16 protein-coding genes are annotated in these 14,950 nt (G+C 54.0%); 7 read left to right on the plus strand and 9 right to left on the minus strand.

Annotated features, from left to right (window positions below; genetic code table 11):
- Positions 1-65: 65 nt before the first annotated feature.
- Both ACWKWE_RS03770 and ACWKWE_RS03775 read left to right on the plus strand, forming a co-directional pair.
- On the plus strand, positions 66-1,175 hold the full coding sequence (locus ACWKWE_RS03770; protein ID WP_483849675.1) for a Fic family protein: 1,110 nt from the start codon (positions 66-68) through the stop codon (positions 1,173-1,175).
- A 68-nt stretch (positions 1,176-1,243) separates the two neighbouring features.
- Positions 1,244-1,588: a hypothetical protein gene (locus tag ACWKWE_RS03775; protein ID WP_483849676.1), complete on the plus strand. Its 345-nt coding sequence runs from the start codon at positions 1,244-1,246 to the stop codon at positions 1,586-1,588.
- A gap of 221 nt (positions 1,589-1,809) precedes the next feature.
- On the opposite strand, the gene ACWKWE_RS03780 is transcribed toward ACWKWE_RS03775, so the two are convergent.
- The 5 genes from ACWKWE_RS03780 to ACWKWE_RS03800 all read right to left on the minus strand — a co-directional run bounded on the left by ACWKWE_RS03780 (position 1,810) and on the right by ACWKWE_RS03800 (position 7,900).
- Positions 1,810-3,684, minus strand: a complete 1,875-nt coding sequence (locus ACWKWE_RS03780) for a UvrD-helicase domain-containing protein (protein ID WP_483849677.1) — start codon at positions 3,682-3,684, stop codon at positions 1,810-1,812.
- A complete protein-coding gene (locus ACWKWE_RS03785; protein ID WP_483849678.1) occupies positions 3,681-5,990 on the minus strand; it encodes an AAA family ATPase in 2,310 nt (769 codons plus the stop codon). The genes ACWKWE_RS03780 and ACWKWE_RS03785 overlap by 4 nt, the downstream gene beginning before the upstream one ends.
- Before the next feature lie 276 nt (positions 5,991-6,266).
- Positions 6,267-6,599 carry a BPSL0761 family protein gene (locus ACWKWE_RS03790; protein WP_483849679.1) on the minus strand — a complete coding sequence of 111 codons (333 nt, stop codon included), beginning with the start codon at positions 6,597-6,599 and terminating at the stop codon, positions 6,267-6,269.
- On the minus strand, positions 6,599-7,363 hold the full coding sequence (locus tag ACWKWE_RS03795; protein ID WP_483849680.1) for an SIR2 family NAD-dependent protein deacylase: 765 nt from the start codon (positions 7,361-7,363) through the stop codon (positions 6,599-6,601). Before ACWKWE_RS03795 ends, ACWKWE_RS03790 begins: the two co-directional genes overlap by 1 nt.
- A 60-nt stretch (positions 7,364-7,423) precedes the next feature.
- Positions 7,424-7,900: a hypothetical protein gene (locus ACWKWE_RS03800; protein ID WP_483849681.1), complete on the minus strand. Its 477-nt coding sequence runs from the start codon at positions 7,898-7,900 to the stop codon at positions 7,424-7,426.
- Between the two features lie 222 nt (positions 7,901-8,122).
- On the opposite strand from ACWKWE_RS03800, the gene ACWKWE_RS03805 reads away from it, so the two are divergent.
- Both ACWKWE_RS03805 and ACWKWE_RS03810 read left to right on the plus strand, forming a co-directional pair.
- Positions 8,123-8,347 carry a helix-turn-helix domain-containing protein gene (locus ACWKWE_RS03805; protein WP_483849682.1) on the plus strand — a complete coding sequence of 75 codons (225 nt, stop codon included), beginning with the start codon at positions 8,123-8,125 and terminating at the stop codon, positions 8,345-8,347.
- 435 nt (positions 8,348-8,782) lie between these two features.
- Positions 8,783-9,073, plus strand: a complete 291-nt coding sequence (locus ACWKWE_RS03810) for a type II toxin-antitoxin system TacA family antitoxin (protein ID WP_483849683.1) — start codon at positions 8,783-8,785, stop codon at positions 9,071-9,073.
- Positions 9,074-9,354: 281 nt separating this feature from the next.
- Here ACWKWE_RS03810 and ACWKWE_RS03815 read toward each other — a convergent pair whose 3' ends face one another.
- Positions 9,355-10,407 carry an aldo/keto reductase gene (locus ACWKWE_RS03815; RefSeq protein WP_483849684.1) on the minus strand — a complete coding sequence of 351 codons (1,053 nt, stop codon included), beginning with the start codon at positions 10,405-10,407 and terminating at the stop codon, positions 9,355-9,357.
- A gap of 103 nt (positions 10,408-10,510) precedes the next feature.
- On the opposite strand from ACWKWE_RS03815, the gene ACWKWE_RS03820 reads away from it, so the two are divergent.
- Positions 10,511-11,062, plus strand: coding sequence for a TetR/AcrR family transcriptional regulator (locus ACWKWE_RS03820; RefSeq protein WP_483849685.1), 552 nt, complete (start codon positions 10,511-10,513; stop codon positions 11,060-11,062).
- A gap of 91 nt (positions 11,063-11,153) precedes the next feature.
- Here ACWKWE_RS03820 and ACWKWE_RS03825 read toward each other — a convergent pair whose 3' ends face one another.
- Entirely contained in the window at positions 11,154-11,927 is a 774-nt protein-coding gene (locus tag ACWKWE_RS03825; protein WP_483849686.1) for a proline racemase family protein, read from the minus strand.
- A gap of 12 nt (positions 11,928-11,939) precedes the next feature.
- Here ACWKWE_RS03825 and ACWKWE_RS03830 point away from each other — a divergent pair, with 12 nt between their 5' ends.
- Both ACWKWE_RS03830 and ACWKWE_RS03835 read left to right on the plus strand, forming a co-directional pair.
- Positions 11,940-12,854, plus strand: coding sequence for an NmrA/HSCARG family protein (locus tag ACWKWE_RS03830; RefSeq protein WP_483849687.1), 915 nt, complete (start codon positions 11,940-11,942; stop codon positions 12,852-12,854).
- Positions 12,855-13,007: 153 nt separating this feature from the next.
- Entirely contained in the window at positions 13,008-13,202 is a 195-nt protein-coding gene (locus ACWKWE_RS03835; RefSeq protein ID WP_483849688.1) for a hypothetical protein, read from the plus strand.
- 433 nt (positions 13,203-13,635) lie between these two features.
- Here the strand turns inward: ACWKWE_RS03835 and ACWKWE_RS03840 are convergent, their stop codons facing one another.
- A complete protein-coding gene (locus ACWKWE_RS03840; protein ID WP_483849689.1) occupies positions 13,636-13,935 on the minus strand; it encodes an Arc family DNA-binding protein in 300 nt (99 codons plus the stop codon).
- Between the two features lie 437 nt (positions 13,936-14,372).
- Positions 14,373-14,699, minus strand: a complete 327-nt coding sequence (locus ACWKWE_RS03845) for a hypothetical protein (protein WP_483849690.1) — start codon at positions 14,697-14,699, stop codon at positions 14,373-14,375.
- Positions 14,700-14,950 lie beyond the last annotated feature (251 nt).

A 14,950-nucleotide genomic window follows, 5' to 3' on the forward strand; every position in this document is an offset into this window, starting at 1 on the left:
CTTTAACCCCCTTTATCACTGAGGACCGCGCTCCAGGCGCCCTAAGGGAAGCCGCTCTGGAGCTCATGCACCTTGACGCCTCGTTGAATACAAATATCCCTGAACAGATGCGCTCTCCGATGATCCAGCTGCAACGCCTGGTGAACTCGTATTACAGCAACAAGCTCGAGGGAAGTCGGGCGTCACCCGCGGACTTGCTGTGTACTCAGAATGATGCAACAGACGCTGAGATCGCGCCGGACTTACTGGAAATTAAACACCACACTGAAGCTCAACTCTGTCTGGCTGTGGATCCGATCGATGCGGCCGTAATCTGCAATCGCGAATCGATTGCACGCATGCATCGCGAGCTATTTAGCGGGCTTCCCGAGAAGCATTTGCGCCTCAGGGCCGGCGTTGGTGGCGAACTCGCCTCACTGGCACCAGGTGAGTATCGAACTCGAGGCGTAAAAGTGGGCCACCACATTCCACCTCACGCTGATAAAATCGGAACCTATCTTACGTGGTTCGAAAACGCTTATCGGCTGGACCGGCTGCATGGGCTAGCGCCGCTTTTAGCGGCTGCGGGTGCTCATCATCGCCTCCTCTGGTTGCACCCATTTGTCGATGGGAATGGAAGGATGGGTCGCCTCTTTACTGATGAGTATCTCAGGCGCGGTTTGCAGGGTTACGGACTGTGGTCAATGAGTCGCGGATTTTGCCATTACGCGGACGCATACTATGCGGCCTTGGGAGCTGCCGACCATGCTCGTAAAGGCGATCTTGATGGTCGGGGTGAGCTCTCTGACAGCGGCCTGCTCAAATTTACCGAATACTTCATCACGACGGCGTTGGAGCAGGTGCGTTTCGTCAGCGCGCTTTTGGAACCTCGCATGCTGAACCGCCGTATCGATCAGTACTTCCAGATGCGTCAAAACTCTGCAGTTCCGAGGGCCAACGGTATAGCGCTGCCTATCCTACGCATCGAAGCCCTTCACATTTACCGCCGGCTTCTTGAGTCTGGGCCCATGCAACATTCAGAGATACAAACCAGGTTAGGTCTAAGTGAATCATCAACTCGCGATTTACTCGTGCAGATGGCAAGCGAGCGGTTAATCACTCTGGATGAGGGCAAACAAGTCTCGATGAGGCTGTCTGAACACTCTGTCATCACCATGTTTCCTAACCTTTTCTAACCTTTTCAAGCTCAAATAGGATTGCGGCGCTGGCTAAACGGGCCCCGTTCTCCAAGTCGAATTCTTCGTTGTCGTCAGTGCTGAGCTTTTCGATTCTTCATCAGCCTGATAACCTGAACGGCTCTGCATTCCAGGGCAAGCACGCAATGGCGCGCTTCCTCAGCCTTGGTCTCAGTATGAGCAGAAGCCGACGCAAGACCCCTGTCTGCGGCATCACCACCGCCGTCAGCGAGCATTCAGACAAGCAAGCCTGGCACCGGCGTTTCCGCAAGGCCGTTCGCCAGCGACTAGCCAAAGACCCTAATGAAGAACCTCCGCACGTTCGCGAATTCTTTGATCCCTGGTGTATGAGGAAGGACGGGAAACGTTATTATGGTGTGCACCGGCTTGCTGAGAGTTTCTTGAGAAAATGACCTCTTACGTCCCCCTCCCCCCGAAAAGCGGCTTGTGTTCGAAAAGCTGTTTGTTGCGCTCGATAGTCTGCAGGTTTGTGTCCCGCCACTAAGCTCGCTGAGCCCGCTTGGCACCGTCGGCCTTATCAGTCGAGCCGTCGCGATTATCATCAGTAGACACCAGCCGTCTTAAACGCGGAGTGCACGGTGCTCGTACGTTACTGTCCCTTTCCCAAGCTGGTTTAGAGCACTACGACTTCTTCGGCTGTCAACCAGCCAGCTTCAATGACTCTATCTTTCGCAATCTCTGGCTGAGAGCTGTAGACCACGATGGCCAAGCTCTCCTCTGCACGACTGCAGGTGACGTAGAGAAGTCTGCGGGTGCGTGACAGCGACGTGTCTTTACCCTCGCTCTCATTCTTCATATCTGTGGCAGAGGCAGGTGTAACACCGAGCAATTTCTCATAGCTGAACAGAAAACCACCGGCTTCTTCGTCGTTCAGGATGACCATCACGCGGGGAAACTCCAGGCCTTTGACGCCTTGGTGGGTACCGTAGGGCGAGAGGCCATTTGCGTAGCCTGCGAAGGCCGCCATCTCTGAGTAACGACGTCCCAGGACAACCCGATAAGCATGGATTTCAAGCGCCTCACGATCGGACGTTTTTGGTGCGGGGTCTGCAGTGGCCCCTTGAGCCATCGCAGCAATGAGTCGATCAGGCAGCGCAAGCAAACCCGAACTTTGGAGGAGTTGAGCAACCTCTTCAATCAAGGGATTGTTATCTTTGAGCATCTCGCACAGTGCATGGGTTGCCGCGCCAACAGACTCCAGCAGTTCGAATTGATTGTTGCCAGCCACCTCCAGGTGCTTAGGATCAAGCAAAGGAGAGCGCAGCCGCACCGCCTCCATGAGCGTGAAATCATCCGAACGGGCTGCGGCGACGATTGGAGTAACCCCATCGAAGAAAACCTTGAGGATGGGTAGCGTACCGTCCATCAGCGCGGTATTCAGATGTGCAACTGCATAGAGCGGAACGAACACGCCTTCAAACCCCATCCGACGGGCTGCCATCTTGTGCTCTAGGATCAGCGTCTTGCGGCCATCTTTGCCGGTGGCCCAATAAGCATCACCCGTGATCTCTGCCATTTGCTCAGCGATCTGGTCTTCCAAGCTGAAAGCCTGCCCGGGTGATTGCCGAGTGCAGAACATACGTACGGCACCTTGGGCAGCTCCCGGCTCTGGTATCTGCAGATGATCATCGGCGCCGGCGCGGATATCGTTGATCAATTTGATAACTCTAATCGGGCAACGACGATTGACACGTTTTTCAGGCTTGGCCCAATCTGGTGGTATCGCCTCATCAAGCCCTAGCTTCCCGTCGTTATATATACGCTGCATCGTGTCGCCGAGCAGTCCTAAGCAAAATCTCTCAGGAATCGCTGCCTGAGCTTTCAGAAATGCATCCATGAGCGCGCCATTCGTATCTTGGCTTTCATCGATGAGCAGCACCGGATGCCGATCCGCCATAACATCGAGTAGAGGCGGCTGGGGTAAAAACGCTGCTGCCATCTGGATGACTTCACTGTGGTTCAGCGATTGCCTACTTACGTTATTTCCCGTCGGACTGTAGGTAAACTCAGGAATTTCATCTAGCGCCGCCAAACGACGAGCTTTGCTATCCCGGCTCGCCTGATTAGCCTGGGACGTCTTGGTCACTGTTCTCGCCCGACCAAGCCTGTCGTCCAACTCAGCGATGTCGTCTGCAAGCTTGATACGTAACCATTCACGAATATCATCGTTGAAGCCCTTGATCATCTTCCAAGAGAAAGCATGAATGGTTGAAACCTCCACCAACGGATCGTGCTCAAGGCGACGTGCGATCTCCTCACAGGCTGCGTTGGTGTACGTGATGATCGCGATTTGACGGCCTTCAAACGTGAGGCGCTGACGTTCACGTTCCTTAAGTGATTTCACCGCTACGACGAGGGAGTGGGTCTTACCTGAGCCGGCGCCGGCATATAGGAAAAAACTGCGTGGCGTCTCAAGATCCAGGCATTGCTTGATAATGTCATCCGCAGTGGGCGTGACCTCATCGGCGGCATCCTTTAGGGCACTCATTCGGGCGTTACCTCGATACTGGCCGTCGGGATAATTAAGAGCTCCTTGCTCTTCTTCTTCAGCTTTTCCTCTAACCAGATGAGCCCTTCCCGGATGTACTCTGGAACAGCCACCTTGGCGAAGTCGGGATCCCCCAGCACCTGTAGCGCAAACTCCGCTTTGTCACCCGTCCTGAGCGCTTCAAACAAAGCCTTACCTAGGTCGTCTACCGCGGCAGACTCACGCAGCGCTTTGGCGAAGGCTTTGGTCAGACCACGGCCTTTCTTGGCTGCAAAGTGCTGCACATTGCTCAGCACCAGGCTGTCCTCAAACGTGTTGGGCAGCGCCTGGGCCTCAATTTCAGTCTTGGGCAGAACGACGCTGATGGGGGTCTGATACGCAATGCGGATCGCAAACAAGTCGTCTATCTGCTGTGATTTTTTCTCCGCATCGAGATCCAGCAAGGTGTCGACATCGTGCCCTATTCCCAAGGCGGTGACCCAGCCGCGCAGGGTAGGGTTATTGGTTTCTTGTTCGGCTTTACGCTTGACGGGTACCGCTGATTTCTTCAGTCCGGCGTCCAGATCCGTGATCACCAGCGTCACGATTCCCAATGCATCCACTAGTGGCCTGAGGCGATGCGCGTGACTGCCACCAATATCCAGAATGGTGATGTAGCAACGGTCAAGGAATGAAAATTGACTGCGTAGGAAATGCGGCAACATCATTCGCTCCGCAGCGCCTTCAACCAAAATCAACGCGTCAGCGAAGAAGAGATCGGCATGCTGCGCCCGCAGGTAACGAGTGACGAACTCCTTGGTTTGCCTGTGACGGTTTTTGTCGCCAAACACCGTGCTCAAGTTAGAGACAGTGGACACCGGGATAGGCACACCGGCCATTCCTGCGGGTAGCCTTCGGAAATACCGAAGGTTTGCATAGTCCGTCTCGTGAGCAACATGGCTGGAGTGGGAACTGACCACCAGTTGTGTCTTGAGCCTCGGGTATTTCTTGAGAAGGGGGTCATTGCATAGGACGTGATACGCGTGCTTGATAAAGGCCTGCTGCACTTGGACATGAAGATGAGCCTCTGGCTCCTCAACCAGCACGAGGTGGATCGGCTCGATGCCGGCGTCGGACTGCTCCTCGGTATTTTTGTACTTCCTCAGCCACTCATCCCGAAATGCCATCAACTGGAAAATCATCGAGATCAGGTTCTGGTAACCGAGGCCGTTGGATGTTTCGGGGAGGCGCATGGGAGGAGCCCCAGGTGCGCCCGCGACTGAATCCAACTCGAACAGCACCGCAGCTTCATGGTTCATGCCGTCCGTAGGGGAAAGCCGGGTTTCTACCCTGATTGCCGGGTCAGTGGTGTTCGGATAGCCCAGACCTGCGACCTCTACAAGGGCTGGAGCGAAACTAGAGGTTAGTCGGGAATCAAATGCCGACTGCGCAGCTTGAATGGCTGTCAGCGCCTCCAAATCCGAAATATCAGGGCTATCTCCGGGATCGAGATGCCGACTGTAGTAAGCACGCAGTTGCTCAGTTAGCTTTTTTCCTGAACCACCTCGTCCCTCAGTGATGGACTCATCGGCGCTACCACCGAAGCCGCGCTGCGCATTGATCTCGTGCACACGTATGAGATCGGTCAGCGGATTGCTCTCCAGCGGAAGTGCATTCGCAGACAGTACTTGCAGGCTTGCATGACGAGTCTCGGGATCTGGGTCGCAGAGCCGCGCCGGGTCGAGCCGGTACCAGCGTATGGTGAACATGTCTCCCAAGCGCCGGTTAAGGTAGTCATGCAGGCTTTGCGGCCAAAGTGACAGCGTGGGCGGAGTTTTTCCTTTCTCGGTCTTCTTCGATATTTCCTGCAAAAGCGTTTTGACCCGGTTACGCTCCTTCCGGTAATCGGTGACGAGCTTGGCCATCTCCATTGGCTCCAGTCGAAAACGCATCCCTACACAGCCACCTTTCCAGGCAAAATTGGGGATCAGATCCTTGATGTAGTGCAGCTCCCCTTTTGAGGCTTCGACCCATAGATCGAGAGTGGGTAACCAATCCTTCCACTCGTTTGCAGCTGGTATCTCGAAGGTTTCGTCTGCCTCTTCCCACTCGACACCGATGACATTGATGGTCGTGAGGTGAGCAAGTGTTAAATCCTGAAGGCGGAAAGCGCGCGATTTCGAGAGAAGAAATTTACGCAAGGCCAGCATCGCGGAGGACTTACCACTGTTGTTAGCCCCGACCAACAGGGTGGTGGTGCTTGCCAGGTCGATTCGAACGGACAGGAGCTTGCGGAAATTCGCGATCTCCAGATACTGGATCTGCATAGCCTCTTCCTTGTGACTGTTTAAACTAATACGCCGGGCTGACGCATTTTAAACTCTAGCCCAGCGCGTGCACCGCTCCAGTAGAGATTGTGAATTTTCGCCACCGCGTTGTGCTAAGAGGGCGGCGGCGTACACGAGCCAGATTCAATCAGCGCGCAGGAATTGCGCACTATCCGTATACGTTCCTGAAAAAGGTACTGATGTGGTCGCTGAGGTAAGATCACGAGTCCGTGCGGTTGCTCGGGATCATCGGCATTCTTTCCCACGCCGGCGGATCTACAGCGGGTCCTTAGTATCGAGGTCTTCCGATGGGCATGCGAGGATGGCTGCCGCCTCATCGTCATCGCCAGAGAAAAACGTCTCGCAGATCGGCCAGGTACTAAGGACAGGAGGTAACTCAACGCCGTTACCCAACAGCTCGTCGATGGCTCGCTGTCGAAGGTTTTCTAGGCGACCGGCCCGCAAGATGTCCTGTGCGCTGGGAAAATGACGATGCAGGCGCTTGGCTTCAAACCTCACAGGGCCAGGCAGCGAGCGGTCTTTTGAAAGTCTTTCAAGAAACTCTCCCGCATCCACGACGCCGCGTGTTCGCTCATGAATCGTCGTCATCAAGCATGCTTCTCGGTAAACAAGGGTGAGCACAGCCGTGGGAGGATTTCAGTCGCCTTGCCGATGAGCATGAGCTCTTTGGGCGCGCCAAAGCCGACGTCAGCTGTATTGACGTGGATAACCGTGGCTCCGGCAGACAGTGCAATCCCTGGAAGGTTGGCAGCGGGGGTGACCACTCCAGATGTTCCAACTGATAGCAAAACGTCACATTTTTTCACCAATGTTACGGCTGATTTCCAGGTGCCCGCAGGGAGATCCTCTCCATACCACACGTGCCCTGGACGCAGCTTCCCATTACAGCGAACGCACCGCGGTGGCTCGACCAGTAAGCCCTCCTCCTGAATGGGAGCTGGCATAACCAGCGCTGGACGATGACAGGCAAAACATTTCGAAGACGATAAACTGCCATGCAGATGCACGACCTCCAGTGATCCCGCTCTCTCATGCAGATCGTCTATGTTTTGCGTGATGATGGGGATTGCACGGTCCCGGCGCACTAGTTGTCCTAGCGCCAAGTGAGCAGAGTTGGGCTGCGCACGGGCCGCCTGCTGCCTTCGCCATAGATACCATCCCCAGATAAGTCGAGGGTTCTGTCGGAACGCCTTGGCTGTCTCCATCTGTTGAGGAGAGTGACCTGCCCATAGCCCAGTCGTCCCTTCACGGTATGTCGGGATACCACTCTCTGCCGAGATGCCCGCGCCGGAAAAACACACAATGCTTTTGGCGTCGTTTAGGGCTTTTGTAGCTTGCTCCAGAATTGCCACTGAGCCCCCCTCTGGCAACCAGTTAATCAACGAGATTTGAAAGGGTTCACACGCAGTAGCTTAGGCGCGATCCTTCAACATCGAGCCGTAGAACTGAGGCTCGCTTAGGTCAACAGTCTGGTTTGAAGCTCGTGGACTATGAGCGCGCAGGTGCCGCTCTGAGTACCACACGTGGCGCGTCTTCCTCCTGCGAAGGTCCAGATCTCCAAGCTTGTAGGTTCCCATGGATGTCTCGTAAACCACCGCTGAATCTTCGGTTTCAACACCTCTGAAACAGACAATCTGGACCAGCGTCTCTAAGCTCCAGGCCGGCCGGCCGGTTAAATCGGGAGGGCACAACATCTGCACTCCTTCAATGACCACACCCTTCGCAAAATTCAAATAGCTCTGGAGCTCGTAGGCGCAACGCACGATCGCAGCCCGGTCCCGTTTGCCTGTATGGATTGAAGTGATTGTCGCGAGAAAGCAGAGTCCCTCCACTTCGCAATGCGACCGGGTTTCAACTGAGCGGCGCGCGGGGTCGAGCACGTATATCACTGATACACCATCGTGGGTTTGGCTGGCTCCCTGCTACAGCACGAGTTGAGATCTGTTAACGCCCTCACTTCTGAACCAGCAAGCTGCTCTGTCTGATTGGCCATGATTTGGCTCAGAGACTGAGCGTGTAAAGACGCTTTGCACCTAGAAATACGGATTATAGTCCGTGGCCTAGCTGTCCGCAAACGCAAGATAGTGCCGCCTCAGGTAGAAGAGGCAGCTATGTGGGATCTGGCGAAGGAGCTGGGCAAGCAAATCAAAGGCGCTCGAAAGCTCAGAGGGATTTCTCAAGAAAGCCTTGCACTGATGTGCAGGGTGGATCGCAGCTACATGGGCCGCATTGAAAGAGGTGAGGTGAATCTGACGCTTGAGAAGCTTTACCAAATTGCCCAAAGTCTAGATTGTGAACCATCTGCTCTACTCCCCTCGCCCCCTAAATCTAAATAGCCATCCGCGGCAGTCGGGCTATTGGACTCGCTGGTCTGGAACCAAGGGGCATCACATCCCGCTCTCAGCCATGATTCAGTCAACCACCCTTGATGTTTCCTGCATATCTCCAGGCCTTCCCAGCACAGTGCCAGTCCCGACTGACGCGACATAGATTCGCGCTAGGGAAAAAGAGAAATTGCAGATTCAGTATCCGATGTTCACCAGACCCGGATATTGCAGACTTACGCTTATTCGCCACTATAGGCCTCAAAATAAGCCTCAAATTTCTTCCTCCCGATATCACTATGCCAGTCCCTTTAATACCGCACCCGTTCTTCGAAACCTATGCAAAATTTATTGAACTCAATTTCAGCTCGCTCGCCAAGGAGCTCCCGGCCGTCACCCGGTCTCAACAGCAGCTCTTTACGCGCAAGTGCGCAAACGAGGCTACTCATGCGTAACAGTGACGATCGCAGCACGACTGCGAAACAGACGTTGAATATCCGAATGGATGTCCAAACGCGCGAACTGATCGATGCAGCCGTGGACATACTTAGGACGAATCGGACCAGCTTCATCCTTGAAGCTGCGAGCAAACGCGCACTAGAGATAATTATCGAACAGCAGGTGTTCCATCTCAGTGACGAAGTATTCGACCGTTTCGAGGATGCGCTCAACGCCAAACCTCTGAGTGAAAACAAACGTCTGCAAATCCTGCTGAATCGGAAGACGACGTGGCGCTAACGTCTCAAAGACTGCTGAACAGCATGCAGTTCGTAAAACATGCAGTATTGATTGAACAGGACCGCGCGCTGTCTACGACTTGCAGGGGGCATCCACTGATTTCCATGTGAGGGTTGGTTTGGAGAAGATTATGATCCAGGCCGCCCCGCACGTCGTAACGTTCAAGAGTAGACTGCCCTAATCCATAATAGTCGTGGGTGAATTGCGACTTAGGCAAAATGCCTAAGCGGCGTCCTCTGATGCATGCCATCTACGAACTCCGATGCGTTTCCTTACCTACATCACGCTACAGGCTCGCTTGGGGTATCAATTTTTTCAAAGCAGCCTCCTGTTACAATGTCTTGAATACGTGGTTGATCGATTACCGTGAACGGATAAGTCCGCGGGAATGCGCTCACGCTTTCAAGACGTGCCATATGTTGCGAAGACAATGAAATTGTGGCTGCCCGGAGATTGGTTTCCAGTTGAGCTAATGTGCGAGGCCCGAGAATTGGAAGAGATCCTTTGGCCGCCACCCACGCGATGGCGATCTCCCCGGGAGTGACGCCAATTTCTTCAGAAATAGAGATAAGCGTGTCGATGATGGCTGTCCGTTGAGCGGAGTTCTCTGGTTGAAATCCCGCGCCGGCCCATGCTTCGTCTCGTCTGCTTTCATTCGAGTCTGAGCGGTATTTCCCGGTCAGCACGCCGCCCCCCATGGGAGAGTAAGCGACTACCGCAATTCCGAGCCCCTGACTTGCGGGGATAAGTTCCTGTTCCGGTGCGCGCTGGACGAGGCTATGTTCAATCTGGATCGCGGCGATCGGAAGGGAGCCTCGCAGCTCGGCAAACGTACTGGCACGGGCAACGCGCCATGCGGGAAAATTGGAAAGCCCTGCGTAGAGGATTTTGCCTGCTCTGGCAAGATCGTCGAAACCGCGTACGATTTCCTCCATGGGTGTCACGCCGTCATCGACATGCGCATAAAAAAGATCGATCCGGTCGGTCTTCAGACGTTTGAGGCTCGCTTCCACGGAGGCAACCATCGATTGGCGACTGTTCCCAGTCACGAGGATTCCCGAATTCATCGTAGTCTTGACTGTGAATTTGGACGCCAGCACAAACTCTTCGCGTCGGCCCTTCAGCAGGTTGCCCAAAACTTCCTCGGATTGTCCTTCCTGATACCCGTTTGCCGTATCAAGGAAGTTGCCTCCAGCGTCAGCGTAAGCATCAAGGATGCGACGCGATTCATCCTGGGATGCGCCGTGGCCCCACGCCTCACCAAAATTAGCCGTGCCGAGTGAGTATTGAGACACACGTAGACCAGTGTGTTTGCCGAGTATTTTATAGCGCATCGGTTCACCTCATTGTCGTCCTCATCGTAGCGGCGCTACAATAAAAGGATCAGTGATCCAAATATGTGGATCACTGATCCAATTGTCAATAGGGCCTGATGCAATGCGATCCGATGCTCAACAGAACTATCATCATATTCTTGCGGTTGCTCGCGTGATCATTGCGGAGAGAGGCGGAGACGTATCTATGCGCGATATTGCGCGTAAAGCCGAAGTCGGACTCGCAACCTTGTTTAGGCATTTCCCAACGCGCGAGGCTTTACTGGACACTCTCCTGCGTAAAAGTCTGGAAGAGTTGACTGATACGGCGGCAGCATTGGAAGCCTCCAGCGCGCCAGACGTCGCTCTGGTGACATGGCTTGGGGAAGCTGTGGCATTTGTTCGAGCCTACAGCGGCGTTGTAACCATGATGGCCGCCGCATTGGCAGATCCCGACTCGGCATTGCACCTCTCGTGTGAAAACCTGCGCTTGGCCGGAAACCGCTTGCTCAATCGTGCTCAGGCGACGGGGATGGCAGATAATGAAATGACGAGTGAGGATCTGTTCGCGTTAATTGCGGCGCTGGGTTGGCTAGGTGAGCAACCTGCGTTCGTACCTCGAAGCGATTACCTCTTTAAAGTCATTTCTCGCGCAGTTTTGACTGCGCGAAACTGATGGGATGCCCACTGTGGCTCCTGACTGAGATTGGCCCGATGCAGGCTGGTTTACACCCCGATATAGAAGCTATCGCTGGATAGCGCAGCCGTCAGCAACCGTCTGTAAGCAATTCACGAATTGCAGAAACAGGCGTCAAAGGGTCAGTCGAATCCAGGATGATTTCTTTCCTGCATATGACCCAACCTTGGCCAGTCACAGCAACACGTACATCAAGCCCTGATTCGATCCGATAGCAATCTCCGCTAAATATAGTGTCCCAACTGCTGACGGCTTCGAGGGTTTGACCGCACGACATCTGCCCTTTTGCAACCATCTGCGCGATCGCCGCCGTTGTCCCGGTTCCAGCTGGACAACGCGAAACCGAATGAGGGTAGACAACGGGAGAAATGCGACGAGTGAAGTCTGTTGTAGAGCCGATCTCCGGTGTCGCAGCGAACAAGACCAGTGCCACTCGGCCTTGATCACCCAATCTGGGGTGTACCGGGTTGTCAAAACGACCAAGGGCTTCCATCAGTTCGTAAGCGAATTGCCCTTGAGCGGCTTCTTCTTCACGATTCAGACCGAAGCCATAGGGCTCGGCCGCGACCACGGCGTACCAGCAACCCGCCCATACCAGGTCGTAGGTAATCTCGCCACGCCCTTCAACCCTCACTGAAAGATCGCATGCCACGAGGCTGGCTGTATCGTCGGGCCGGAACGTGACCGATTGAACCTGCGACTCTCGCACGTCAACTTCGACATTGACCAACCCCCCGGGCGATTCGAGCACGAGCGGATGATCATCCGTGTGCTCGAGGGTGAAAAATGTGCCGTCTTGTGGTGTCTTTTCTCCAGTATATATTGGTAACCCTTGGATGTTCACGAGGGTAATGTCATGTCAGGCACTAAACGTTCGATCTTGGTTTTCGGGGCAACGGGCCAGCAAGGGGGAGCAGTCGCATCAGCACTTCTCAAGGAAGGCTGGCAGGTTCGCGCACTTGTACGCGATCCTGCTTCCGCTAAGGCCAAGTCGCTTCGAACATCCGGCGTTGAGCTGATTCAAGGCGACTTCAATGATAATGAGTCGATCCGAATGGCCATGCAGGGGATGTACGGTGTCTTCAGCGTTCAGCCCAGTTCACCTGGCGGGACTGTGAGCGACGATGACGAGATCCGTTTTGGCAGTGTTGTAGCCGACCTCGCCGTTGAATACGGCATCGATCATTTTGTTTATAGCTCCGGGGGAGCCGTAAGCGAAAAGCCAACCGGCATGGGCCATTTCGACAGTAAGGCTGATATCGAAGCACATATCCGCACACTGCCGATCACCGCGACCATTATTCGCCCGGCGTGCTTCATGGAAATGTTAGTAATGCCTGGCTTCGGGCTGGATGAGGGTCGCTTCAACTTCTTCATGAGGCATGATCAGCCGATGCAACTTGTTGCAGTGGAAGATATCGGCAAGTTTGTGGCCGCTATCTTCGCGGACAAGCTGCAATTCAGTGGAAAAACGCTCGACATCGCGAGCGATACGGTCACGGGTAAAGACCTGGAGGCTACGTTTACGCAAATGGCGGGCATTCCGATCAGATATGCACGTTTTTCCGAGGAGGTCTTGGAGCAAAACCCCTTTCTGAGAAAACTGTCCGAGCTGGTGGACGATGGAACCCTTCGAGGCAAGGCTGACCTGGAGAGTTGCCGGATGATCGTCCCCGACCTGCAATTTTTTGACCACTGGCTGGCCAAAACTGGTCGCCATGCCCTCCAGACAGCACTAGGGACATCTGGCACTTGGGTCTATAACACTTGATTTGCTGACCAATGGCCGCATGAGTCATGCAAGATGAATTAAGCGGACGCTTACCTTCAATAGGCACTCAATGTAACTAATAAAAAATGAACGCCTTCAGGAGGATCGATTCAGATTTACAAGGCTTGATTTTCGAGCCACCTGGAGCACGTCATGAATGCCAAAGACAAAGATCTACCCGCAACGACCAGCCAAGAGCCCGTTCTGAAGAGCCCTCTACCTCAAGAGAACTCGGGTGAAGGCCTGACGGACGACGAGCGTGTAAGCCGTGAAGACCAGGCTGATGAAGGTGCAAGGGTAGATCTGGGCCCCGCAGATGAAAAGAGGCTTCAGAAAGGAGGAAAGTAGCGATGGCTACCTAGGGCTGTGCCCCTCGCATGAATTCGACCAGGCATTTGCCTACGATTGCCTGACTCTCCTCAACGCTTCGAAGCGAGTGACGAACCCGCCCTGCAGTAGCTTCTAAATCACCCGTGTCTGACCGCTCTAAACAGTCGATCAGGTCCGACAGTGCGGTGGCAATGGTTTGCTGGTTTTTTAGCAGCACATGAAGAAGCGTGGTCGTCGCTGAGTGGTTAGGCATGCTTCATCCTATGACCGCTAAAAGGCACAAGAACGGTAGCGTGAAGCTGAATTCACTCGTGGTCTTGCGGCGAAGGCAAAATGCCATTCAGTACATATGAGCGTCGTTTACAGCCTTCGTTCCAGCGTACTTGCGCCATTGGTCTGGAGGCCCAGTGGGATCAACCCACATGGAGTACTCAGGCGCGATCGGCTCAACTCATCTAGGAGATATCAGCAAAACAAGAGCCTCTTGTTGCTGAGGGTTGAGTCGGCGAAAACTGCAAAGCAGCGCAAGTTCATGTTTTAAAAGGTTAGGGCTTGGACACTCATCCATTGATTCGGCGTACGCACCGCCGTCCTGGCTCAAGCTCTCATGAAGACGCGTAACGATTTCTGTGTGCATGGTTCGTCGGTATTTATTTGCCAGGTCTGCAATCCTAGGCCGCATGCCAGGCGGAAATCGAACGATGAAGTTTGGCGGACGAGCAGGAGTAGGTATCGTCGTCTTGGGACTCATATGGGTTCCTAATTATTTCAAAAGACGGCTTACCGCCAACAGATCGCAGAGACGTTTAAAGTCGAGAACAGATTGCATCCAGTTCGTCCCAAGGGCAGGACACCCTCGTTGCGTGAATACATTCAGATGAGTGGCAAAAAGGACTGCCAGAGCGTTCAATCGGCTGGTTTCCGGCGCATGATCTGCATCTAATCACCCGTCCGGAAATCCGCCAACGGCTGTTCCAGGCAATCAATTCATCCAACGCTGTCACAGTTCTATCTCTTATTGTGGTCTCCCAATTTCTGATTGATAGGCGAGATACGCATTCATTCATTATGGGTGGCTCACTGACCAACGGCAGACATCACTTGTCCCGCTTGATCATAAAGGCGAAAGCGGGCCTCTCCTACTGACAAAGCCCGTGACTTGGCAGGCTGCTGGAATAGGCAGTTTTCCTAGGCAGGCCCGAAGTAGACGGCATCCGAGCTTCTATAGCGTTGAAGCAAAGCTCGCAAAAAGCCCGTCACTGCAGAAGTGTCATTCAGAAACACTCTGCCCTTATCGCGCTCGTCCTGTGTCAGATCAGCGGTGTCTTCATCGAACGTGCCTGACCAATCTGCAAGGATGTCCTGCCACTTCACATCATCTTCTTCCGTTATCCCAAAGTTCTCTTCCAACCATGTATAGGCTTCGCCTTCACCGTGAAATCCCTTCGATCCCCAAACACGATTCATCTCGTCTAGCACCGATTCGATTAGCCGTGATGTCGCTGGATTTTCCATAACCCGTCCCCTCCTTTCATATCACATCAATCTTAGGCCAATGTCCTTGTCAACGACGTTGCCTCGTCCGTTTCCTAGCTGTTCCAAACCTTCCATACAGGCTGCGATGTCTCGCATGCGGTGATCCAGTCACCGATCTCCTGAATCATTTCTTGGGCTCGCTCTTCGTCGATTTCGTTGCCATCCAACTGCTCCCGTACGAAGCTCAAGAAAGCACCGACGTCGTTAGGGAATTTAACGTGGTCTTGATG

It is taken from the genome of Pseudomonas salicis (assembly GCF_057128705.1).